18 protein-coding genes and 2 pseudogenes are annotated in these 22529 nt (G+C 57.9%); 6 read left to right on the forward strand and 14 right to left on the reverse strand.

The window, feature by feature from the left end; genetic code table 11:
- The first annotated feature begins 70 nt into the window (after window positions 1-70).
- Window positions 71-871 (forward strand): hypothetical protein, encoded by an 801-nt coding sequence (locus GHO41_RS00735; RefSeq protein ID WP_153432633.1) that lies wholly within the window; start codon window positions 71-73, stop codon window positions 869-871.
- 75 nt (window positions 872-946) lie between these two features.
- Here GHO41_RS00735 and GHO41_RS00740 read toward each other — a convergent pair whose 3' ends face one another.
- From GHO41_RS00740 to hmpA, 10 genes are all read right to left on the reverse strand, one after another.
- Window positions 947-1603, reverse strand: coding sequence for a DUF2931 family protein (locus GHO41_RS00740; RefSeq protein WP_153432634.1), 657 nt, complete (start codon window positions 1601-1603; stop codon window positions 947-949).
- A 30-nt stretch (window positions 1604-1633) separates the two neighbouring features.
- Window positions 1634-2290 (reverse strand): DUF2931 family protein, encoded by a 657-nt coding sequence (locus tag GHO41_RS00745; protein WP_153432636.1) that lies wholly within the window; start codon window positions 2288-2290, stop codon window positions 1634-1636.
- The gene (locus GHO41_RS00750; RefSeq protein ID WP_153432637.1) at window positions 2283-4124 is read right to left on the reverse strand and encodes a phospholipase effector Tle1 domain-containing protein; all 1842 of its coding nucleotides are present in this window, start codon (window positions 4122-4124) and stop codon (window positions 2283-2285) included. Before GHO41_RS00750 ends, GHO41_RS00745 begins: the two co-directional genes overlap by 8 nt.
- A 295-nt stretch (window positions 4125-4419) precedes the next feature.
- Window positions 4420-5307, reverse strand: a complete 888-nt coding sequence (cyoE, locus tag GHO41_RS00755) for a heme o synthase (RefSeq protein ID WP_048367145.1) — start codon at window positions 5305-5307, stop codon at window positions 4420-4422.
- Between the two features lie 10 nt (window positions 5308-5317).
- Window positions 5318-5644, reverse strand: coding sequence for a cytochrome o ubiquinol oxidase subunit IV (cyoD, locus tag GHO41_RS00760; protein ID WP_019408632.1), 327 nt, complete (start codon window positions 5642-5644; stop codon window positions 5318-5320).
- Window positions 5645-6265 carry a cytochrome o ubiquinol oxidase subunit III gene (locus GHO41_RS00765; protein WP_048367147.1) on the reverse strand — a complete coding sequence of 207 codons (621 nt, stop codon included), beginning with the start codon at window positions 6263-6265 and terminating at the stop codon, window positions 5645-5647.
- 3 nt (window positions 6266-6268) lie between these two features.
- Window positions 6269-8293, reverse strand: a complete 2025-nt coding sequence (cyoB, locus tag GHO41_RS00770) for a cytochrome o ubiquinol oxidase subunit I (protein WP_048367148.1) — start codon at window positions 8291-8293, stop codon at window positions 6269-6271.
- Window positions 8294-8296: 3 nt separating this feature from the next.
- Window positions 8297-9235 (reverse strand): ubiquinol oxidase subunit II, encoded by a 939-nt coding sequence (gene cyoA / locus GHO41_RS00775; protein ID WP_048367149.1) that lies wholly within the window; start codon window positions 9233-9235, stop codon window positions 8297-8299.
- Window positions 9236-10037: 802 nt separating this feature from the next.
- On the reverse strand, window positions 10038-10547 hold the full coding sequence (locus GHO41_RS00785; protein ID WP_048367150.1) for a disulfide bond formation protein B: 510 nt from the start codon (window positions 10545-10547) through the stop codon (window positions 10038-10040).
- A gap of 256 nt (window positions 10548-10803) precedes the next feature.
- Complete coding sequence (gene hmpA, locus GHO41_RS00790) at window positions 10804-11976, reverse strand: NO-inducible flavohemoprotein (RefSeq protein ID WP_153432639.1); 1173 nt, start codon at window positions 11974-11976, stop codon at window positions 10804-10806.
- A gap of 155 nt (window positions 11977-12131) precedes the next feature.
- Here hmpA and norR point away from each other — a divergent pair, with 155 nt between their 5' ends.
- The 3 genes from norR (at window position 12132) to GHO41_RS00805 (ending at window position 15667) form a co-directional block, all read left to right on the forward strand.
- Window positions 12132-13676, forward strand: a complete 1545-nt coding sequence (gene norR / locus GHO41_RS00795; protein ID WP_153432641.1) for a nitric oxide reductase transcriptional regulator NorR — start codon at window positions 12132-12134, stop codon at window positions 13674-13676.
- Between the two features lie 612 nt (window positions 13677-14288).
- Window positions 14289-15188: a chemotaxis protein gene (locus GHO41_RS00800; RefSeq protein ID WP_153432642.1), complete on the forward strand. Its 900-nt coding sequence runs from the start codon at window positions 14289-14291 to the stop codon at window positions 15186-15188.
- Window positions 15189-15193: 5 nt separating this feature from the next.
- Window positions 15194-15667, forward strand: coding sequence for a GNAT family N-acetyltransferase (locus GHO41_RS00805; RefSeq protein WP_153432644.1), 474 nt, complete (start codon window positions 15194-15196; stop codon window positions 15665-15667).
- A gap of 3 nt (window positions 15668-15670) precedes the next feature.
- Here GHO41_RS00805 and GHO41_RS30630 read toward each other — a convergent pair.
- From GHO41_RS30630 to GHO41_RS00820, 4 genes and pseudogenes are all read right to left on the reverse strand, one after another.
- Window positions 15671-16666: pseudogene (locus tag GHO41_RS30630) on the reverse strand (methyl-accepting chemotaxis protein); the annotation flags it as partial.
- A gap of 309 nt (window positions 16667-16975) precedes the next feature.
- Window positions 16976-17257: pseudogene (locus GHO41_RS30635) on the reverse strand (PAS domain-containing protein); the annotation flags it as partial.
- Window positions 17258-17408: 151 nt separating this feature from the next.
- A complete protein-coding gene (locus tag GHO41_RS00815; RefSeq protein WP_048367159.1) occupies window positions 17409-17660 on the reverse strand; it encodes a hypothetical protein in 252 nt (83 codons plus the stop codon).
- 81 nt (window positions 17661-17741) lie between these two features.
- A complete protein-coding gene (locus GHO41_RS00820; protein WP_048390211.1) occupies window positions 17742-18083 on the reverse strand; it encodes a hypothetical protein in 342 nt (113 codons plus the stop codon).
- Window positions 18084-18271: 188 nt separating this feature from the next.
- Between GHO41_RS00820 and GHO41_RS00825 the strand changes: the two genes are divergently transcribed.
- Window positions 18272-19435: an efflux RND transporter periplasmic adaptor subunit gene (locus tag GHO41_RS00825; RefSeq protein WP_153432646.1), complete on the forward strand. Its 1164-nt coding sequence runs from the start codon at window positions 18272-18274 to the stop codon at window positions 19433-19435.
- A complete protein-coding gene (locus GHO41_RS00830) occupies window positions 19432-22527 on the forward strand; it encodes a multidrug efflux RND transporter permease subunit (protein WP_153432648.1) in 3096 nt (1031 codons plus the stop codon). Before GHO41_RS00825 ends, GHO41_RS00830 begins: the two co-directional genes overlap by 4 nt.
- Window positions 22528-22529: the final 2 nt, after the last annotated feature.

A 22529-nucleotide genomic window follows, 5' to 3' on the forward strand; every position in this document is an offset into this window, starting at 1 on the left:
TGAGATAGACTGCGGCCCGCTAAACGTCGACAAACACTCGACCGGGCCTGTCTCTCGCACAAGGATCGTCATGTTCAAACGCGCATTCCCCCTCACGCTTGCTGGCCTGCTGCTGGCGGGCTGCCAGTCCACTGCCACGGATACCAGCGCGACTACGCTCACTCCCACGCAGGAAAATGAACAGGCCCGGCAACGCGCACTGTACGAAGTGCTGATGACCAGGGTGCTGCGCCCTGCAGGCAATCTGGCCAATACCGAGGGCCGCACTGGCAGTTTTAATCTGAAAATCACCCTGGATGAACATAATCGGGTGATCGGTTGCGACACCCAGATCAACCGCAAATTCGACCCGAAACTCTACCCTTACAACGCAAAACTGGCCAAAGACCTGCTGCCAATCTGCTGGACGGCCGTACTCCCCGAGTTGCCATCGTCATTAATCAACCCAAAGAAGCGCACGGCAACAGTGGTTGCGCCGATAGCGGTTGGCCCACTGACCGGGATGAGCGACGAGCAACGCCTCAAACGCGACGAGGCCGTGCAAGCCAAGACGCAAGACGATTTTCTGTACCAGCAACTGTTCGCACCGCTGCCTGTCGACAGCATCGGTGTTGCAACCTTGATCGTCATGACCGACAACAGTGGCCATGTACAGGAGTGCGCGGCCAGCCTTGCCCCTCATGTACTGCGCCGGGCCGAGTTCAAGCAGGACGATGTTTTACTCCGCGCACTGATCGCCCGCTGCAAACAGACCGACATGAGCGCCATGCCGGGCTTCAAGGCCACGGGTTTGACCAGCCTGGTGCACCGAATTGAATACACACCCTGGAAGGCGGGCTTGAAAGCTGACACAAACCCTGTCGCGCACTAACACGCTAAAGCCATGGTCAGTGGCGCGTAGTGAGTCATCCGCTGCTGAATACCGCGTTATCGCCTCGGTGGCTCTTTACCAAGAGCCATAAGGCACCCCGTATTTTTCGATGTAGGCTTTTGTTTCTGGTTCTAACGGCAAGGCATATTTGCCATTAGTCTGGCCGCCAGAAGGCCCTTCCTTAACGACTTCGCCCTGAACCCTGGCCACTTCGATTGGGCTGACACAAGGGCCTGAAATCCACACTTTGGCAATACCGCCGGGAGCCAACCCTACCGTCACGCCTTTACGGTAACCGGTGATCCATTTGGCATCGGCGGCACAAAAAGCTTTTTCAGGCCTGACCATGGCCTGCTGAATGGCTGTGGGGATCACGATATAAGCCTCGTAGGTTTGCGGCTCCACCAACGACTGCCAGCGCACATAGATCAAGCGCGGTACCGCAGCGCCATAAATATACTTACCTGCGCCCCAACCGGGGTAGCCGGGCCAGCCACGAGGATTACCTTTGAGGTTTTTAGGTGTATTGATAGCGGCTATTCCGCTCATGGCACGCCTGAATTCACGGTCCCGCACATCAACTGCATCTGCGGTTTCGATCCATACTTCCATGTAATCGGGGGCTCCAAGCCCTAAGCGCCATGCATCATAGGGCAACCCATTACTGCCCTTGGCACAGCCCACCATCACCCCAAACACAACGCACACCCATAGCAGCTTGAATGTAGTCATTGGGATGCTCCGCACGTGTGCGGCGGCCCTTTACCAAGAGCCATACGGCACCCCGTATTTTTCGATGTAGGCTTTTGTTTCTGGTTTTAAGGGCAAGGCATAATTGCCACCAGATCGACCGCCATCAGGCCCCTCTTTAACGACTTCTCCCTGAACCCTGGCCACTTCGATTGGGCTGACGCAAGGGCCAGTAATCCACACCTTGGCAATACCGCCGGGAGCCAGCCCTACGGTCACGCCTTTACGGTAACCGGTGATCCATTTGGTATCGAACTCACAAAAGGCTTTCTCCGATTTGACCATGGCCTGCTGAATGGCCTCAGGGATCACTATATAAGCCTCGTAAGTTTGCGGCTCCACCAGTGATTGCCAGCGCACATAGATCAAGCGCGGTACCGCAGCGCCATAAACATACTTACCTGCGCCCCAACCAGGGTAGCTGGGCCACCCGCGTGGGTTGCCCTTGAGGTTTTTTGGGGTCTGGATAGAGGCACCTCCGCTCATAGCTCGCTTGAATACACGATCCCGCACATCCACCGCGTCTGCGGTTTCGATCCATACTTGCATGTAGTTGGGGGCAAACAGCCCAAGACGCCAACCCTCATAGGGCAACCCGTTGTTGCCCTTGACACAGCCCACCATCAACCCAAGTACACCGCATACGACCAATAGTTTTAATTTACTCATTGGGATGTACCGCACGTTTACCGCCCGCAGCCGGCCGATTGATAAACAGCACCTCAATGTCGCTGTTGTGCTTGCCCCAGGCGGCATTCCAATTGCCCGATAAGTGGACGTATTTGCGCTGTAGTAAAGCCACCTCTTCATGTGTCAGTCCGGGAAAACTGTCGCCAACGGCGTACGCCTGAAGCTTTACAGCGATAGTGTGCAGGTCTGCCGGTAAGGCAAACGCAGAAGTGTCTGGAACAACATCAAATGGAACCCCGTTTCGTATTCCCAGCTCGCGCATGGCCCGCAAGTAAATCAGTGACAACTGACCATGCACTTGCCGCTCACTGCGAAGGGCGGCATACACGCGTTTCTCGGCAAACATGTCACGGCGTTTGTTATAAGGCAGAACCACCGCCCATGTGTCGACACTCCAGCGCTGCAGATAGGGCTCAAGATCCGGCAGCATAACCCCCATGAGCTGACGGGCTCGGTCATAAGCGACCGTGGAGGTTTCTGGCATGTCGACAGGCACCTGACTGCTCTGGGGTCTGCTCAGCAGCACTTTTTCGGTGGCCAAAGGCAAATAACCGCCACCAATATCGGAGTGTACGCCGGGCAGCTCGATGTCATTGTCGGTACGAACCAGTGAGAAGTTATGACGATATTCGTGGCGCGCCACAAATTGCACCACATAACGCGCAATGCCCGGAGCAAGGTGCAGGTTGAGGCCAGGGTTACTGGCGTTATGCGGGCTAAAGTCGCCGCTTAAGGGCGCAACCACCCCAGGCACCGTATCAAACAGGCCGATAAAGTTGAGGTTGAAATCTGTTCGGTGGCGCCATCTAAAGCCATCAGACAAGCCCTTCGTTCCCGGAGGGATCGATTGGGCGATAAGGCTTTTCGGCCCCTTTAGCAGGTCATTGGCGCAATGCCGTGCGGCAGCGGCACCGCGACTGAAGCCAAACAAATCAATGACGATTCGCCAAATGGTCAGGCCGGGATTGTTGTCTTGCAGACTTCGAATCTGCTCCAAAATCAGGGCAGGTGCTTGCTCAACTCTCGCCACAACCCCTGAGCTGCCTTGACCGCTGCCCTGGCTATAGAGCGAGTCAGCCTGACCGGTGACTGTACCGATACCTTCGAGATAGACCTTTAAAAAAGCCTCTTCCGCTTCCTGCAGCAATTGCGTATCCGCATGATCCGGATACAGCTCATAAAGCCGCGCCACATTGGTGACATCGTTGCTATAGCTGTTATCCGGCGAGTTTCCTTTACCGTCAAAGCCAAAGCTCGCGCAATGCTGACGTATATCCGCGCCTTCCTGTTCAGCCATACCCAAGCTAATGGCCAGGCACCCTTTCGCCGCTTCACTGTTGCCCTGGTTATTACCGGTGCCATCGAAGAACAGACCCACATGCAAGGTGATGCCGGACTCCAGTTCCTCTTCTTCGTCCTCTTCTTCCAGCTCGGGTTCAGCACTGGCGGGCGCTGTTTTTTTAGGTGCCGGCGATTCGGGCCACTGAGCCAAATACTCCATGTAACTCTGCTGAGGCCCTCTGGTATCTCCCAGCACTTGGCCTCTGATGTATTGATCAGGGATCAAGCGCGGCGCAGGACGGCACAGGCACTGGCACAAATCCCCTTCCAGCGCGGCTTGCCGCCCTCCCAGTGATTCATCATGGCGCGGACCGCACAGTACGATAACGCCTGTGCTGCCGCACACCGGGCACTCGATGCTGTCACCTTCGCGGGCCAGAATCTGATCGTTGATTGTCATCAGTTCCCAGCCCGACACCACCACGCCGCCCACCGTGGTCCTGGACCCGACGGTGATGTTCATGCGCTTCATACGCAGGCACCGGGCAAGGCGTGAGCGTTGTTGTGTAATAGGGTCATGTCGGCATCCTGGTGGAGGAAGGTTGAGTGCCCGCTAACTGTCAAATTGCCAGTTAGCGGTGCCCAGCCAGTATGCCGAGGGGGTGCGGAACTACCCTGTCAGAAGGATCCGTTTGGTTTGTAGTACGCGTAGCTTTCCGAAGATTTGCCCCTCGGCCATATGCCTGCATCCATGACTGATGGGTTTTCAACCGCCATAAAAAAACCCCGCGCTTCTTTCGAAGGCGGGGTTTTTTAAGCCTGGTGGCTTAGTGCGCGTAAGTCAGTAGCAACTCGGTCGGCACTTTGAAGTCCAGGGACATCATGACGCTCAGGGCGGTGATGGTGAAGATCGAGAACACGAACAGCTTGCGTGCCCAGACCTTGTCGTCGACGGCTTTGTAGCCGGTCCACGCCATGTACAGCCAGTACATGCCCATCGCGGCTGCCACGGCCATGTAGCTCATGCCGGCGTAACCGCCGAGGGTGAGCATCAGGGTCGCGATCAGGAACGCGAGGATATATAGCAGGATGTGCTTCTTGGCCACTTTGATCCCGCGCTTCACTGGCAACACCGGAATCGATGCGGCCAGGTAATCATTGAAGCGGAAGATCGCGATAGCGTACGAATGCGGCATCTGCCACAGGCTGAACATCACCAGCAAAGTCAGTGCGGCCATGTCGAAGTGATTGCTCACGGCGACGTAACCAATAACCGGTGGCATTGCACCCGACAGGCTGCCGATAAGCGTGCCGTGTACCGACTTGCGCTTAAAGTACAGGCTGTACAAACCGACGTAGATCACGAAGCCAATCGCGGCGAACAAGGCCGCCAGCGGGTTGGCCACGCGATACAGCAGCACAAGCCCTGCAACCCCCAGCAAGGTGGCGTAAAGCAACGCCACCTTGGCCGAGATCAGGCCTTGCACCAGTACGCGGTTTTTGGTGCGGTCCATCTTGATGTCGATGTCACGGTCGATGCAGTTGTTAAACACGCAACCGGACGCCACCACCAAGGAGGTGCCAATCACCGCAGCCAGGAACAGGGCAAGATCAAAATGCCCCTTCGAGGCCAGGAAGAACCCACCTGCCACAGAAAGCACGTTACCGAAAATGATCCCCGGTTTGGTGATTTGGATAAAGTGCTTAAAGGACATCGGGTTTACCTCACTTCGCCATCATTTCAGCGTGGATGCTGAACATAATCCACAGGGACAAGCCCACCAGCAGAACAATAACCAGCGCCGAGAAGACCAGCGCTGCAACGCTGTTGCGTTGCTCCGGGGAACGGTCCATGTGCAGGAAGTACACCAGGTGAACAACAACCTGGATCACTGCGGTCAACAGAACGATCGCCAGAGTGGTCGATTTGGCGAGGATCGGGTTCATCACCAGCCAAAACGGAATTGCGGTCAGGATCACCGACAAGATGAAGCCAGTTGCGTAGGACTTCACGCTGCCGTGGTTCGCGCCGTCAGAATGTGCGTTAGCCATTTACAGAGTCCCCATCAGGTAAACAACGGTGAATACGCAGATCCACACCACGTCCAGGAAGTGCCAGAACAAGCTCAGGCAGCTCAGACGCGTTTTGTTGGTCGAAGTCAGGCCGTGTTGGTTGACCTGATACATCATGATCGCCATCCAGATCAGACCGCAGGTCACGTGCAGACCGTGGGTACCGACCAGGGTGAAGAACGCCGACAAGAAGCCGCTACGGTGCGGACCGTAACCTTCGGAGATCAACAGGTGGAATTCGTTGATTTCCATGCCGATGAAGCCGGCACCCAGCAGGAAGGTAATGGCCAACCAGCCCAGAACGCCGCCTTTGTTGCCTTTGTAGAACGCGAGCATGGCAAAGCCATACGTGATCGAACTGAACAACAGCAGTGCGGTTTCACCCAGCACGTACGGCAGTTCAAAGATGTCGTGGCCCGACGGGCCACCCGCTACGTTACCTACCAGTACTGCGTATACCGCGAAGAGCGATGCAAAGATGATGCAGTCGGTCATCAGGTAGAGCCAGAAACCGAATACGGTAGTCTCGCCCGCGTCGTGATGGTGGTCATCGTGCCCATGGTCATGGGCGTGTCCAGCATTGGTCGCTATGTTCGACATGGTTTATGCCTGCCCCAACTTGGTTTCAACACGGTCGGCCGGAATTACTTTGGCGGCCAACAGACGCTTGTGCTGCTCGGCTTCGATGCGCTCGATGGTTTCCACCGGCACCATGTAGCCTTGGTCATCACGGGCAGCGTGTATAACGAAGTACACAACGGTGCCAGCGAGGCTCGCGATAGCCAGCCACCAGATGTGCCAGATCATTGCGAAACCGAACACGGTCAGCAGTGCGCCCATTACCACACCGGTAGCGGTGTTGTTAGGCATGTGGATCGGCGAGTACTTGGCCGGAGCCTTGTAAGCAGTACCGTCTTCTTTGGCTTCGGTGAATGCGTCAATGCCGTGAACGGTTGGCACAACAGCGAAGTTGTAGAACGGAGGTGGCGACGAAGTCGACCATTCCAGGGTGTGGCCATTCCATGGATCGCCGAATTCGCAGGCGTTCTCTGGTTTGTTACGGTCACGAACCGAGACGTACAGCTGGATCAACTGGCAAGCGATACCCACAGCAATCAGGGCAGCACCAACCGCAGCAACGTACAGGTAAGGCACCCACTCAGGGTTGGTCGTGGCGTTCAGACGACGGGTCATGCCCATGAAGCCCAGTGCATAGAGCGGCATGAAGGCGATGAAGAAGCCGATGATCCAGAACCAGAATGCAGCCTTGCCCCACTTCTCGTTCAGTTTGAAGCCGAACGCTTTAGGGAAGTAGAAGCTGAAACCAGCGATGTAGCCGAATACAGCACCACCGATGATCACGTTGTGGAAGTGAGCAATTACAAACAGGCTGTTGTGCAGAACGAAGTCAGCACCCGGGATGGCCAGCAGTACGCCGGTCATACCACCGATTGCGAAGGTCACCATGAAGCCCAAGGTCCACATGACCTGGCTGGTGAACTGCAGACGGCCGCGGTAGATGGTGAATAGCCAGTTAAATAGCTTCACACCCGTCGGGATGGAAATCAGCATCGTCGCCAGACCGAAGAAGGCGTTGACGCTGGCACCCGAACCCATGGTGAAGAAGTGGTGCAGCCAAACCATGAAGCCCAGTACCGAGATCGCACCGGAGGCGTAAACCATCGAGTGGTGACCGAACAGACGCTTGCCAGTGAAGGTCGAGATGACTTCAGAGAAGATCCCGAACGCCGGCAGAATGAGGATGTATACCTCAGGGTGACCCCACGCCCAGAACAGGTTCACGTACATCATTGGATTGCCACCAAGTTCGTTGGTGAAAATGTGGAAATCCAGGTAACGGTCAAGCGTCAGCAGTGCCAGGGTAGCGGTCAGGATCGGGAACGAAGCCACGATCAGAACGTTTGCCCAGGTGCAGGTCCAGGTGAAGATCGGCATGTCCATCAGTTTCATGCCTGGAGCGCGCATTTTCAGCACGGTCGCCAGGAAGTTCACCCCGGTTAACGTCGTACCTAGCCCTGATAACTGTAGCGCCCAGATGTAGTAGTCCACACCCACGCCAGGGCTGTACTGCAGGCCCGACAGAGGCGGGTAAGCAACCCAACCGGTTTTGGCGAATTCGCCGACGCCCAGCGACAGGTTGACCAGTACCACACCGGATACCAGCAGCCAGAAGCTCAGGGAGTTCAGGAATGGGTAGGCAACGTCACGCGCGCCGATCTGCAGCGGCACTGCAAGGTTCATCAGGCCGGTGAAGAATGGCATCGCCATGAAGATGATCATGATCACACCGTGAGCGGTGAAGATCTGGTCATAGTGTTCAGGCGGCAAGTAGCCAGGTGAACCCTCGGTGGCCATGGCCAACTGGGTACGCATCATGACGGCGTCGGCAAAGCCGCGCAGAAGCATGATCATGGCAACGATGATGTACATCACGCCAATTTTCTTGTGGTCGACTGACGTTAGCCATTCGGACCACAGGTAGTTCCACTTTTTGAAATACGTGATTGCAGCGACGAGCGCCAATCCGCCGAGCAGAATCATAGCGACGGTAACCATCACTATCGGCTCGTGGAACGGTATGGCGTCCAGACTTAATTTACCAAACATCGTTTACTCCTCTGCCCCGGCAGCTGAATTCGAGGTGTTGTCCAAACCTTGGGTCCCGGACTCTTCTTTCTTCTCGTGCTTCACGAACTTGCCCGGGTTCATCCCTTCATACTTGTCGATGATGAGCTGGAACAGGTTCGGAGTAACGGTGGAGTAGAGCTCTACAGGGTTGTTCTCGCTTGGTTTTTCCAACGCCGCGTACTCAGCGTTATCAAGCTGTTTAGGTGATGCTTTGACTTCAGCTACCCAGGCGTTGAAATCTTCCTCGGAAGTCGCGATCGCCTTGAATTTCATGCCAGTGAAGCCAGCGCCGCTGTAGTTGGCCGAAATGCCATCCATCTCTGCGTTTTTGTTGGCAATCAAGTGCAGCTTAGTCGTCATACCCGCCATGGCGTAGATCTGACCACCCAGACCTGGAATGAAGAACGAGTTCATCACAGAGTCAGAGGTAATGCGGAAGTTAACAGGCGTGTTGGCTGGGAACACGATCTTGTTAACGGTAGCGATACCTTGCTCCGGGTAGATGAATACCCATTTCCAGTCCAGTGCTACCACTTCAATGGTGACCGGCTTGACGTCGGACTCAAGCGGACGGTAAGGGTCCAGCGCGTGGGTCGACTTATACGTAATCACGCCCAGGGCGATGATGATGAGAATTGGCACAGTCCAGATCACGACTTCGATCTTGGTGGAGTGCGACCATTTTGGAGCGTATGTGGCGTTTTTGTTCGACGCGCGATACTTCCACGCGAAGATCAGGGTCATCAAGATGACCGGGACCACGACCAGAAGCATCAGCAATGTTGCAGTGATGATCAGATTCCGCTCTTCGATCCCTACCTGCCCCACCGGATCGAGCAATGTCCAATTGCAGCCTCCCAGCAGCAACGTGCCGAAAAGTGGCAATAAGCCAAGGAGTCTGGGGTACCTTTTTTTAGTCATCTCACGACCTCTAAAACAGCTTGCACAATGCAGTTGGTTTTTTTCGCCAACACTTCACCCTACCAAGGGTTGGCTCTTTTCCGGGCTTGAATAAATGCCTGCTCATCACCTTCAGGTGAATACGCAATCCCGGGTTAGCAGTGATTTCTTATTCGATACGTGGTCAATCGCCTTACTACAGACAATTCCATTTGTGGCGGAACTTAGAAGGGTTGCCAGTACCTGGGAGTCGCATGTGACGCCTGTTGTGAACTGCCCAGACGACCGCCGACTACCCGCTTGGGCTCGGAGGTGAGCAGGCTGGACGTTCAGTGCAGGCGATTGTAGTTAGGAAGCTCTCTACAAACCATGTCTCATCCAGAAATAATTCTTCACGACTTCGGTAACAATCCCTCACTATTGTTGCCCATTACACCGGCATATGCCTCCTTAAAATGCATGTAGCACGTCAAAAGCCCGCAGCTGATATGCCCCTTTTTGGCGCACGCACAGGGCGGGTGAATCCCCCCAAACGCCCAAGTGAAGAGGCTTACAGCCGATTCCCATGGAGACGCCCAAGGGCAATTTCAATCATCTGATCTGCAAAAAAAACGATCAGGGGATAAATCGCTCCGAACGTAATTCGTGCTCACCTGTCCTACAGGAATCGCTCTCTGCGACACTTTTAGCGTGACAATATGTCGCACAAGTCAGCTATCACTTTAGTGTGCCGATTCACATCCTGTTGACATTTTTGCGCGGACAAAAAAACGCCCCGCATTCTCAGGAAAAGTGCGGGGCGGATCAATCCAAACGTGGCGTTTTAGCCGTGTTTTTTGCGGTTCCGGTAGATTCCCAACGGCACCAGCACGCTGGTCAGCACAAAGGCCACTAGCGCCCATTGCGCCAGCGACAGGCCGAACACCGGCGGGTATGGCGTAGAGCAGAAGCCCTCAACCTGAAAGCCCAGCGGGAACACCGTCGCCAGTGGCAGGCCGTCTACGATCGGTTGCAGCACGTCAATGCCGCAGCTCACCGCAGGGTTGGCCAGGATAAACACGTGCCGCCCGGCCGCGATCACCCCGCCTATGGCGCTGAGCACCACCAGCACTTCAAAAATGGTCAGGCTGCGCCGTGTCGGCATCGCCGCGCCGATAAAGGCAAAGATCGCGATCAACAGCAAAGCGTAGCGTTGCAGGATGCACAGCGGGCAAGGCGCCTCACCGAGCACGATTTGCATATACAACGCGCCACCAATCAGCGCCAGACAGATAACCCCGAGCAAGACCAAAAAGCGCTTCTCGCGGCTCAGTCGTATCATTTCATCCGTCATCCTGCTTCCCTTTGCCAGGTTATTTTGGAGTTAAGCCGCAGCCACTAAGGCGCGCAGTTTACACCCAGAACAACGACCTGAATGTAGGAGAACTGTGTAGGCAAGGTGTCGCAGAAGGATTAATAGATGATTAAGTCGTCGTACACAAATCCGTAGTCGCTGCCGAAGGCTGCGAAGGGTTGCGGAGCAAGCCGTTATCTCAAAGCCCCCCCACAACCCTCTTTAACGCCGGCAGCGACGTATACAACCCTGGCGCTTACTCCAGCGCCGCAGCCGGCCCAAAGAACTCATAGCGGCTTTGCTGCTCAGGCACGCCCAGCGCCTTCAAATGACGCTTAACGGCGCTCATAAAGCCTTTAGGCCCCAGAAAATACGCATCGACATCGCGCTCCTCGCCCAGCCATTCGCCCAGCACCTCTTGCGTCAGCAACCCCACGTGGTCAGCCAAGGGGTCTGCTTGCTCGTAGCAATAAAAGCGCTGCAATTGCGGATGCTGCGCAGCCAGTTCTTCAATCCAGCCACGGAAGGCATGCACCTGTGCATTTCGCGCACAGTGAATGAAGCGGATCGGCCGTTGCGTGGCCAGCGCCGCCTCCAGCATCGACAACGTAGGCGTGATGCCCACCCCGCCGCTGATCAACACCAGAGGTTTTTCGCTGGCAGCCAAGGTGAACTCACCTGCAGGCGGAAACAGCTCAACGATGTCGCCCACTTGCAGCCGGTCATGCAGATAGTTCGACACCACACCGCCCGGCTCGCGCTTGACGCTGATCCGGTAGCGACCCACTTTGGCCAGCGCCGACAGCGAATAGTTGCGACGCACTTCCTGGCCATCGATGTTGAGCTTGAGGCCGATGTACTGGCCAGGTTCAAACTCAAGAATCGGCTGCTCATCCACCGGGCGGAAGTAGAACGAGGTGATTTCTGCGCTTTCTTCAAGCTTGGCGGCCAGTTTGAAAGCACGGCCACCACGCCAGCCACCCGGTGCAGCGGCTTTTTCGTCGTAAATGGCAGCCTCTGCGCCAATCAAGATATCCGCCAGCTGGTTGTAAGCGGCGCCCCAGGCGGCCAGCACCTGTGGGGTTGCAATGTCGCTGCCCAGCACTTCTTCAATGGCCCGCAGCAGGCAACTGCCGACAATCGGGTAGTGCTCCGGGAGAATTTGCAGCGCAACGTGTTTGTTGATGATTCGCGCCACCAGGTCACCCAACTGATCCAGTTGGTCAATGTGCCGGGCGTACATCAAGACGCCATTGGCCAAGGCACGTGGCTGGTCGCCGCTGGCCTGGTTAGCCTGATTGAACAGCGGGCGCACTTGCGGGTATTCGGTGAGCATCATGTTATAGAAGTGTGTCATCAACGCCTCGCCACCACTTTCGAGCAGCGGCACAGTGGACTTAACGATGGCACGGTCTTGAGCAGTAAGCATAAAGTTGACTCCTGAACATGTAGGTAAAAATGGATTACCGTTTAACCATCAGTTTTCGTGCCAACCTTTAAACCCTTTAAAATCAAACACTTAAAAACAATGTAGTCACTATGACACATGCTGATCTATAGTCACTTCGACTACACGAGGTCAAAATGACTGCAAAATTGCTTCTCACAGCCCTGCTCCCGCTGGTAGCGGACTTGTCCCGCGACCTGCCCGAAAGCGAACGTTACCGGCGCTTGCTGCAAGCCATGCGCGCCGTGCTGCCGTGCGACGCCGCGGCCCTGCTGCGCCTGGACGGCGAATGGCTGGTGCCACTGGCGGTAGACGGCCTGAGCCTGGATACGCTGGGGCGGCGCTTTAAAATCAGCGAGCACCCGCGCTTTGAAATCCTGCTCAGCAGCCCCGGCCCTACGCGTTTTCCCAACAACTGCGAATTGCCCGACCCGTATGACGGATTGGTCGACGGGCTGGCCGAGCACCTGGAGATTCACGACTGCATGGGCTGCCCTTTGTTCGTCGACGAACGCCCCTGGGGCCTGCTGACCCTCGATGCACTGGACCCAAAACGCTTCGAACCCATTGAGCTGGATGCCCTGCAAGCCTTTGCCAGCCTGGCTGCCGCCACGGTCAATGTGGCCCAGCGTATCGAGCGCCTGGCCCTGCGGGTGGCCGATGAGCAGCAAAAAGCCGAGTTGTATCGCCAGGCTCACCCTTTGCCCAATAAAGAGCTGATTGGCCAGAGCGCCGCCCATAAACACCTGCTCGAAGAAATTGCCTTGGTCGGCAACAGCGACCTGACGGTGTTGATCACAGGCGAAACCGGGGTCGGCAAAGAGCTGGTCGCCCAAGCCATTCATGCCGCCTCGCCGCGCGCCGACAAGCCGATGATCAGCCTGAACTGCGCCGCCCTGCCCGACACCCTGGTCGAAAGCGAACTGTTCGGCCATGTGCGCGGCGCCTTTACCGGAGCCACCAGCGACCGCCGTGGCAAGTTTGAACTGGCCAATGGCGGCACGTTGTTTCTGGACGAAGTGGGCGAGCTCTCACTGACGGTGCAAGCCAAACTGCTGCGCGTGCTGCAAAGCGGGCAATTGCAGCGCTTGGGCTCGGATCAGGAACACCACGTCGATGTGCGCCTGATTGCCGCGACCAATCGCGACCTGGCAGAAGAAGTGCGCAGCGGTCGCTATCGCGCCGACTTCTATCACCGTTTGAGCGTCTACCCGCTCAACGTGCCCGCCCTGCGCGAGCGCGGGCGCGATGTGTTGCTGCTGAGCGGCTTCTTTCTGGAGCAAAACCGCTCGCGCATGGGCCTGGGCAGCTTGCGCCTGAGCCCGGATGCCCAGACCGCGCTGCTGCATTACTCATGGCCGGGCAATGTGCGCGAACTGGAACACTTGATCGGCCGCAGCACCCTCAAGGCATTGGGCAACTGCAAAACCCGGCCGCGCATCTTGACCCTGACCGCCGCAGACCTGGACTTGCCGACGCCGCAGGACGGCCCTGCAGTGGCAGAGCAAGAGCCGCTACCGCCGGTCATTGGTGACTTGCGCCAGGCCACGGAGAACTACCAGCGTCAGTTGATCAGCGCTTGCCTTGAGCGTCATCAACACAACTGGGCCAGCGCCGCCCGCGAACTGGGCCTGGACCGGGCGAACCTGGGCCGAATGGCCAAGCGTTTGGGGTTGAAATAAGACCTTATCAACACGCCCGGCGGAGCTGCCGAAGACTGCGATTTTTTTAATCTGCGTCTCAAAGATCGCAGCCTTCGTACCTCGTCAACTCCTATCAAACATGAAATAACCCATTGTTTTTTCAGTTAAAAATATTGGTGCGCGAGTTGTACGGTGGCGAAAGGGTTCACTCTCCTATACGTGGTCACGGCAAGCCGTGCCGACAATGACTCCACGCCGATACCGTACGGACCACTCTCTTATTCGGGTGCAAACACACCAGTGCTGGCTACGGTCTCTGCCTCACGCAAATATAAGAGTAGACACATAACAGTTTGCTGCGCGACAGCGCGGCGTCGAAGACGGGGCGACCCCTCTTATCAAACATAAAATAAGTGATTGATTTTAAAGGCTTTGTAGGAGCGAGCTTGCTCGCGATCTTTTGATCTAGATCTAAGCCCCCTCACCCTAGCCCTCTCCCGAAGGAGAGGGAACCGATTGGGGGATGCTGAAGATACTCGGTGGCCTGTTTGCTGCGCGACAGCGCGGCGTCGAAGACGGGGCGGCCCTCCTACAGGATTCGCCGCTCGGGTCGATAACCCTGTATTGCTGCCCTTATCTCAGAAGGTATTTATGTCATCCACCCACGCCCGCGCCGACTCGATGTCTTTGCTGCTGTTCACGTTGCGCAGCGGCAAGCTGATGGCGATCAATCTGTTGAAGGTCAGCGAAATCATTCCGTGCCCGCCGCTGACCAAAATGCCCGAGTCGCACCCCCATGTGAAAGGCATTGCGGTGTTGCGCGGGGCCTCGCTGTCGGTCATTGACCTGAGCCGCGCCATTGGCGAGCAACCGTTGCTCGATCCCGACGGCGGCTGCCTGATCGTGACCGATGTCAGTCGTTCCAAGCAGGGCTTGCACGTGCAGGCAGTGAGCAAAATCGTGCATTGCCTGAGCACCGATATCCGCCCGCCGCCCTACGGTTCAGGCAAGCGCTCGTACATCACCGGCGTCACGCAAGTGGACGGCGCGCTGGTGCAGGTGCTGGACATTGAGAAAGTGATTCATGGCATCACGCCCGCCCGGATTGAGCCAAACACTGAAGCCCTCAGCCGGGAAGACACGCAATTGCTGGCCAAGGCGCGAATTCTGGTGGTCGATGACAGCCAGGTGGCGCTGCAACAATCGGTGATCACCCTGCGCAACCTCGGTCTGCATTGCCACACGGCCCGCAGCGCGAAAGAGGCCATTGAGCGCTTGCTGGAACTGCACGGCACGCCAGAGCAAATCAATGTGCTGGTGTCTGACATCGAAATGTCCGAGATGGACGGCTACGCCTTCACCCGGACCGTGCGCGAGACGCCGGACTTTGCGCATTTGTACGTGCTGCTGCACACCTCGCTCGACAGTGCGATGAACAGCGAAAAAGCCCGTCTGGCCGGGGCCAATGCGGTGCTGACCAAATTCTCCTCGCCGGAACTCACGCAATGCCTGATCCTTGCCGCCCGTACCGTGGCCGAGCAAGGCGTCTGAGTTCAATGAGTGACCACTGTTTGCTGCTGCGCAAAGACCTGCGCCAGTCTCTGACACCCGTGCCGTGGCCGCAGGGCATTGCACTGAGTGCCCTCACCCCGGCGCTGCTGCCCCGCGTGCACGCCTTGCTGGAACAGGGCTATGGCGCAGGTCAGGGTGACCTGCAACCGCTGGAGCGCTGGCAGCACGACCTGCAACATGACGCTGAATACGACCCGCAGCTGTGTTTTGTCAGCCTGCTCGACGGCCAGGTGGTCGGCGTGGCCCTGGCCTGGACCAGCGCTTACCTCAAGGACCTGGTGGTACACCCGCGCCTGCAAGGACGAGGCTTGGGCGGCGCCCTGCTCAATCAGGTGTTCAGTGCGTTCCAGCAGCGCGGTGAAGCCTGTGTCGACCTCAAGGTCATGGAACACAATCACCCCGCCCGTCAGCTTTACGCCAAGTTCGGCATGCAACTCATCCGGCGCGAAGCGCTGTAAGCGCTAACGCCGCGTCTGCCAGAATTCTTGCGCCAATGAACGCAGGCTGACAGCCAGCTCTGCCACATCACCGGAGCTGCGATGGCTGTGCTGCCCGGCAAGCACAGTGACATCCCCGGCACTGCGAATACCCGCAATGTTGCGATTGATGTCTTCGCTGACCACGCTTTGCTCTTCCACCGCCAAGGCGATTTGTACGCTCATCTGGGTGATTTTTTTCACCTGTTGAGTGATCTCGTCCAGTGCGCTGCTGGCCAACTGCGCCTGGCTGACGCTGTTTTCAGCATGCTGGCTGCTTTGCTGCATCACCTGCACGGCGGCCCGGGCGCCGTCTTGCAAGGTGAGGATCATCTGCTGGATTTCGTTGGTTGAGTGCTGCGTGCGCTGCGCCAGGCTGCGCACTTCGTCAGCCACCACGGCAAAGCCACGCCCCTGATCACCCGCCCGGGCGGCTTCAATCGCCGCATTCAGCGCCAGCAAATTGGTTTGCTCAGCGATGCTGCGAATCACCTCCAGCACCGATGAAATGTCGCTGCTGTGGCCTTCCAGGTGGTGGATCACCTCGGTTGCCCGAACCAGTTCGCCTGCCAGGTGCTGCACCGAACTGCGGCTCTGCATCACCAACTCATGCCCTTCACGGGTTTCGTTTTCGACCCGGTCAGCCGCTTGCGAGGCTTGCTGGGCATTGTTCGCGACTTGCGCCACGCTGGCGCTCATTTCATGAATCGCCGTGGCCACCTGATCGGTTTCATGTTGCTGACTAAGGGTGCTGGAGTGGCTGCTTTCGAGGTGCTGGACCAGCTCACTGGCATGCCCGGCCAGGCGTTGCGACGCATCACCGATACGTCCCACCATTGCGCCGGTCTGCGCTTCGAGCATCTGCAGGGCAAATGCGATCTGCCCCATCTCATCCCGCCGCCCGGTATAGATGTGCTGGCTTAGCGGGTTATGGCCGACGTCTTGAGCGCGGCGGGTCAAGGCGTTAAGTGGGCGCAGCAGCCAGGCAATCGCCACCGAGCTCAACAGGCTGCCGGTCAACCAAATGACCACGCCGGCCTGCCAGTCGATAGACGGCAGCAAAACAGTGCCCAGCGTCGTCGCCCCGGCAAACACGGCGCTGACAAACAGCGCCAGCTTGCCCGCCAGCCTGACCCGCGGCAGACGCTGCCATAGCGGCGTGCGCCCCGAGCGCAACTCGGCGTAATCGGCCTCGGCCAGTTGCACACACTCTGGGCTTGGGCAGGTACGCACCGATTGATACTCAACGATTTCGCCGTTTTTCATCACCGGCGTGACGTAAGCGCTGACCCAATAATGGTCACCATTTTTGCAGCGGTTTTTCACCATACCCATCCACGAACGCCCGGCCTTGAGGGTCTGCCACATGTGGCTGAAGGCTGCAGACGGCATATCGGGGTGGCGCAGCAGGCTATGCGGGTTGCCGAGCAACTCGCTCAGCGAATAACCGCTGACCTTGATGAAGTCATCGTTGGCGTAGGTGATGGCACTGTTCAGGTCAGTGGTAGAAAGGATGTTGGCGTCGGGTGCGAAATCAACAGCTCGGCCGGTAATCGGTAGATTGATTTTCATGACAGCACGCTCAGTTATTAGGGAGTAAGAGTCGGCGGGGCGTCGACTTTATGCTCCCCAATTAACCAAATACTGATCTAGCGCATATCAAAAGGCATTAATACGGCCTATCCGACCAATAGTGGCACAAAGCCACGTTTTGTATCATCAATCAGCGTTTGCCCATGGAGCGACGGGTACCGGGAGGGGCTGCGCCAGGGGTTTTGGTGTGGCCGTGGCCTTCACCTTTTTTGTAATGGGTCTGGCCTTTGGAATTGGCTTTGTTCTTGGCAAATTCAGCAGGCTTGAACGGAAACGTGAACGCAGGGATCACCGGCTTTTGCGCGGTATCCACAGTTGCTTCGTTTTCAGTGGGTTCGGCGCTCACGGCATCAGGAGCAGCCGGTTGTGCAGGAGTTGTCATGAAAGCTCCGGAGTACGGGGGAGTGATCGGCCAGTTGGCGCAAGACGCGCAGTATACCTGCCCGATCAACCCGCCGAGCAGTCACCGGTAGGAAATAGTCAGCACGCCGCGCTTGCTGGCCGAGACGTTATCACTGGCTAGTGGCTCGTTTTTAAGCGCTTCAAAGGCCGTGGAAAAGAGCGGCTCGCTGCCACCTGCGCCTCGCGAGGCCATATTCACCGCAATGACAACACCGGGCTCGACCTCTATCAGCTTGACGGACGCACCCGTGCTCATCTCGCTGGCCGGGGCGATCTCGTAGGAAGACTCCACAATAGAGCCCTGAAAGTGAATCACCCCGCTTCTGACAACCGACTGCGCCTCAGCTTCGTTAGCCAACAGCAACAACGCACACGCGGCAACACTTAGCGCCATCTTCTTCATGGTTCACGCCCCCTGAGCGGGAACGCTGGAGCGCACCCTCTACAAAACTATCGACGTGGGCAGCTCTTTCTTGACGGTTATCACACTATTTTTATGTTCCTGTCCGTAATGTCAGTTTGCAGTCACTCTGCTGACCGGATTCAACCGCTATAACCCTGACATCCCCCTTTCCACGCACACGGCCTGGCATGCGCATTCAAACTAAAAAAATAGTCCTCGGCACGCTAGTAATTGTTCTGCTCGGCGCAGGCCTCTGGCTGCTCAAACGCCCGGCCTCGCACACCGCTGTCGCATCTACCGCCGTGCCGGTGCGGGTCATTCAAGTGGTGCAGCAAGACGTACCGCGCACGGTCAGCGGGATTGGTGCCGTGCTGTCGCTCCACAGTGTGGTCATTCGCCCACAGATTGACGGCATCCTCACCCAGTTGCTGGTTAAAGAAGGGCAAACGGTACAGGCCGGTGATTTGCTCGCGACCCTGGATGACCGCTCAATCAAGGCCAGCCTGGACCAGGCCAAAGCCCAACTGCAGCAAAATCAGGCGCAGTTGCAAGGCGCGTTGATCGACCTCAAGCGCTACCAGTTGTTGAGCGTCGACAACGGCGTGTCCAAGCAAACCCTCGACCAGCAACAGGCGCTGGTCAATCAGCTCAAAGCCACGGCAGTAGGCAATCAGGCGGCAATTGAAGCGGCGCAGGTGCAACTGTCGTATACGCAAATTCACTCGCCGGTCACTGGCCGTGTGGGGATCCGCGCCGTGGATCCGGGCAACTTCCTGCGGGTGAGCGATACCCAGGGGTTATTTTCCGTGACCCAACTCGATCCGATCGCCGTCGAGTTTTCCCTGCCCCAACAATTACTGCCCACCTTGCATAAGCTGCTCAACGCCAAGGATCCGGCCCTGGTCAAAGCCTTTATTGGCGACGCGGACCATAGCGGCACGCCGTTGGGCGAAGGCCGCTTGAGCCTGATCGATAATCAGGTGTCCGCCACCACCGGCACCATCAAGGTCAAGGCGCAGTTCGATAACCCCACCCATGCGCTCTGGCCGGGGCAACTGGTGAATGTCGAGATTCAAACCGGGCTTGATCAAAATGCCCTGGTCGTCCCCCCGCCCGTTGTGCAACGCGGGCTGGACACGTATTTCGTGTACCGGGTCAACGGCGACCAGGTCGAAACCGTGCCCGTGCAGGTCCTCTATCAGGACACGGCGTTGAACATCGTCAGCGGCGTCAAACCGGGCGATACGCTGGTCAGCGACGGCCAGTCGCGGCTCAAACCCGGATCAAAAATCGAAACCCTGAGCGAGCCCGCCCTGGCTAACACCGAACACGCCCAGCCGGTGCAACCATGACCGGCAGCCGCTCACTCTCGGCCTGGTGCGTTGACCACCCGATTGCCACGGTGCTGCTGACCTTTGCGTTAGTGCTGTTGGGCCTGATTGCCTTTCCACGCTTGCCCGTTGCGCCGCTGCCCGAGGCGGAGTTCCCGACCATACAAGTGTCGGCGCAACTGCCCGGCGCCAGCCCGGACACCATGGCCTCATCGGTCGCAACGCCATTGGAGGTGCAGTTCAGCGCCATCCCCGGCGTAACCCAAATGACCTCCAGCAGCGCGCTGGGGTCAACCACCCTGACCCTGCAATTTACCCTCGACAAGAGCATCGACACCGCCGCCCAGGAAGTCCAGGCGGCGATCAACACCGCGTCCGGCAAGTTGCCCAAAGACATGCCCACGCTGCCCACCTGGCGCAAGGTCAACCCGGCGGACAGCCCGGTGCTGATCCTCAGCATCAGCTCGTTGCAAATGCCCGGCACTGAACTCAGCGATTACGTCGAAACCCTGCTCGCCCGGCAAATCAGCCAAATCGACGGTGTGGGGCAAATCAACATCACTGGCCAACAACGCCCGGCGATCCGGGTACAAGCCAGCGCTGACAAATTGGCCGCCATTGGCCTGACCCTCGCCGATATCCGTCTGGCGTTGCAGCAAACCAGCCTCAATCTGGCCAAGGGCGCGCTGTACGGTCCGTCGAGCATCTCGACCCTGGCGACCAACGACCAACTGTTCGATGCCGACGAGTACGGCCAGTTGATCGTGTCATACAAAGACGGCGCACCCGTGCAGTTGCGCGACGTGGCGCGGGTGATCAACGGCTCCGAGAATGACTATGTGCAAGCCTGGTCGGGCCCCCGGCCGGGGGTCAACCTGGTGATCTCACGCCAGCCGGGGGCCAATATTGTGGAAACCGTCGACCGCATCCAGGCCGCACTGCCCGGTCTGCAAGCCATGCTACCGGCCTCGGTCGAGGTCACGGTGCTGAGCGACCGCACCCAGACCATCCGCGCCTCGTTGCATGAAGTGGAAATCACCCTGCTGATCGCGGTGCTGCTGGTGGTCGCCGTCATGGCGCTGTTCCTGCGCCAATGGTCTGCCACATTGATTGTGTCTGCCGTGCTGGGGGTGTCGCTGATTGCCAGCTTTGCCTTGATGTACGTGCTCGGGTTCAGCCTGAATAACCTGACGCTGGTGGCGATTGTGGTGGCCGTAGGCTTTGTGGTCGACGATGCGATTGTGGTGGTAGAGAACATCCACCGCCATCTCGAAGCAGGCGAAAGCATGCGCGATGCGGCGATCAAGGGCTCCAGCGAGATTGGTTTCACCGTGGTATCGATCAGCTTCTCTCTGGTGGCGGCGTTTATTCCGTTGCTGTTTATGGGCGGTGTAGTCGGGCGACTGTTTAAAGAGTTCGCCCTGACCGCCACCTCAACTATCGTTATTTCCGTGCTGGTGTCACTGACCCTCGCCCCCACCCTTGCCGCGCTGTTTATGCGCGCGCCGGTGCACCACGCCGACGCCAAACCCGGCTTTGGCGAACGGTTGCTGGCCCTGTATGACGCCGGACTGAAACGCGCACTGGCCCACCAGCGGCTGATGCTGGGCGTGTTTGGCGTGACGTTGGCGATGGCCATTGCCGGCTATGTGCTGATCCCCAAGGGCTTCTTCCCGGTGCAAGACACCGGTTTTGTGCTGGGCACCAGCGAAGCCGCCTCGGATATTTCGTTCTCGGACATGACCCAGAAGCATTTGGCGCTGGCCAAGATCGTCGGCGCCGACCCGGCGGTGCAGGCGTTTTCGCATTCGGTGGGCGTTACCGGCAGCAACCAGACCATCGCCAACGGGCGCTTCTGGATTGCCCTCAAAGACCGCGGCGAGCGCGATGTGTCGGCCAGCGAATTTATCGACCGTATCCGCCCGCAACTGGCCAAGGTGCCGGGCATCGTGCTGTACCTGCGCGCCGGGCAAGACATCAACCTCAGTTCCGGGCCAAGCCGCAGCCAGTACCAGTACGTGCTCAAAAGCAACGACGGGCCGACGCTCAATACCTGGACCCAGCGCCTGACCGAAAAACTGCGCACTCTCCCCGCTTTTCGCGACCTGTCCAATGACCTGCAACTGGGCGGCAGCATCACCCACATCAGCATCGACCGCAAAGCCGCCGCGCGCTTCGGCCTCACCGCCACCGATGTCGACGAAGCCCTCTACGACGCGTTTGGTCAGCGCCAGATCAATGAGTTCCAGACTGAAACCAATCAGTACAACGTAATCCTGGAGGTCGACAGCAAGCAGCGTGGCAAGGCCGAAAGCCTCAACTACTTCTACCTGCGCTCGCCCTTGACCGGCGAAATGGTCCCGCTTTCGGCGGTGGCAAAGGTCGAAGCGCCCACCAGCGGCCCGCTGTCGATCAGCCATGACGGCATGTTCCCGGCCGCCAACCTGTCCTTCAACCTCGCCCCCGGCGTGGCCTTGGGTGACGCGGTGCTGATGCTCAATCAGGCGAAAAACGAGATTGGCATGCCAAGCACCATCAGCGGCAATTTCCAGGGTGCTGCGCAAGCCTTCCAAAGCTCGCTGGCCAGCCAGCCGTGGCTGATTCTGGCCGCGCTGGTGGCGGTGTACATCATTCTGGGGGTGCTGTACGAAAGCTTCGTGCACCCGCTGACGATCATCTCGACGCTGCCCTCGGCAGGGCTGGGCGCGCTGTTGATGCTGTGGATATGTGGCCAGGACTTTTCGATCATGGCGTTGATCGGGCTGGTGCTGCTGATCGGGATCGTCAAGAAAAACGGCATTCTGATGATCGACTTTGCCCTTGATGCCCAGCGCACCCGTGGGCTAAGCCCTGAAGAGGCAATCTATGAAGCCTGCCTGACGCGTTTCCGGCCGATCATCATGACCACCCTCGCCGCCCTGCTGGGCGCCTTGCCGCTGATGCTCGGCTACGGCACCGGTGCTGAATTGCGCCAGCCGCTGGGGATTGCCGTGGTCGGCGGCCTGCTGGTGAGTCAGGCGCTGACGTTGTTTACCACGCCCGTCATATACTTGTGGCTCGAACGGATGTTCCATCGATCCCAACCCGCCCGCTCACTGGCGACGGATCACTGAGG

Source organism: Pseudomonas sp. FSL R10-0399, assembly GCF_009600165.1.
Lineage (GTDB): Bacteria > Pseudomonadota > Gammaproteobacteria > Pseudomonadales > Pseudomonadaceae > Aquipseudomonas > Aquipseudomonas helleri.

Excerpts from the sequence above, each read along its gene's own strand:
- GHO41_RS00735 (WP_153432633.1), top strand. The coding sequence starts at position 71 with ATGTTCAAACGCGCATTCCCCCTCACGCTTGCTGGCCTGCTGCTGGCG.
- GHO41_RS00740 (WP_153432634.1), bottom strand. The coding sequence starts at position 1,603 with ATGACTACATTCAAGCTGCTATGGGTGTGCGTTGTGTTTGGGGTGATG.
- GHO41_RS00745 (WP_153432636.1), bottom strand. The coding sequence starts at position 2,290 with ATGAGTAAATTAAAACTATTGGTCGTATGCGGTGTACTTGGGTTGATG.
- GHO41_RS00750 (WP_153432637.1), bottom strand. The coding sequence starts at position 4,124 with ATGAAGCGCATGAACATCACCGTCGGGTCCAGGACCACGGTGGGCGGC.
- cyoE (WP_048367145.1), bottom strand. The coding sequence starts at position 5,307 with ATGTCCTTTAAGCACTTTATCCAAATCACCAAACCGGGGATCATTTTC.
- cyoD (WP_019408632.1), bottom strand. The coding sequence starts at position 5,644 with ATGGCTAACGCACATTCTGACGGCGCGAACCACGGCAGCGTGAAGTCC.
- GHO41_RS00765 (WP_048367147.1), bottom strand. The coding sequence starts at position 6,265 with ATGTCGAACATAGCGACCAATGCTGGACACGCCCATGACCATGGGCAC.
- cyoB (WP_048367148.1), bottom strand. The coding sequence starts at position 8,293 with ATGTTTGGTAAATTAAGTCTGGACGCCATACCGTTCCACGAGCCGATA.
- cyoA (WP_048367149.1), bottom strand. The coding sequence starts at position 9,235 with ATGACTAAAAAAAGGTACCCCAGACTCCTTGGCTTATTGCCACTTTTC.
- GHO41_RS00785 (WP_048367150.1), bottom strand. The coding sequence starts at position 10,547 with ATGACGGATGAAATGATACGACTGAGCCGCGAGAAGCGCTTTTTGGTC.
- hmpA (WP_153432639.1), bottom strand. The coding sequence starts at position 11,976 with ATGCTTACTGCTCAAGACCGTGCCATCGTTAAGTCCACTGTGCCGCTG.
- norR (WP_153432641.1), top strand. The coding sequence starts at position 12,132 with ATGACTGCAAAATTGCTTCTCACAGCCCTGCTCCCGCTGGTAGCGGAC.
- GHO41_RS00800 (WP_153432642.1), top strand. The coding sequence starts at position 14,289 with ATGTCATCCACCCACGCCCGCGCCGACTCGATGTCTTTGCTGCTGTTC.
- GHO41_RS00805 (WP_153432644.1), top strand. The coding sequence starts at position 15,194 with ATGAGTGACCACTGTTTGCTGCTGCGCAAAGACCTGCGCCAGTCTCTG.
- GHO41_RS00815 (WP_048367159.1), bottom strand. The coding sequence starts at position 17,660 with ATGACAACTCCTGCACAACCGGCTGCTCCTGATGCCGTGAGCGCCGAA.
- GHO41_RS00820 (WP_048390211.1), bottom strand. The coding sequence starts at position 18,083 with ATGAAGAAGATGGCGCTAAGTGTTGCCGCGTGTGCGTTGTTGCTGTTG.
- GHO41_RS00825 (WP_153432646.1), top strand. The coding sequence starts at position 18,272 with ATGCGCATTCAAACTAAAAAAATAGTCCTCGGCACGCTAGTAATTGTT.
- GHO41_RS00830 (WP_153432648.1), top strand. The coding sequence starts at position 19,432 with ATGACCGGCAGCCGCTCACTCTCGGCCTGGTGCGTTGACCACCCGATT.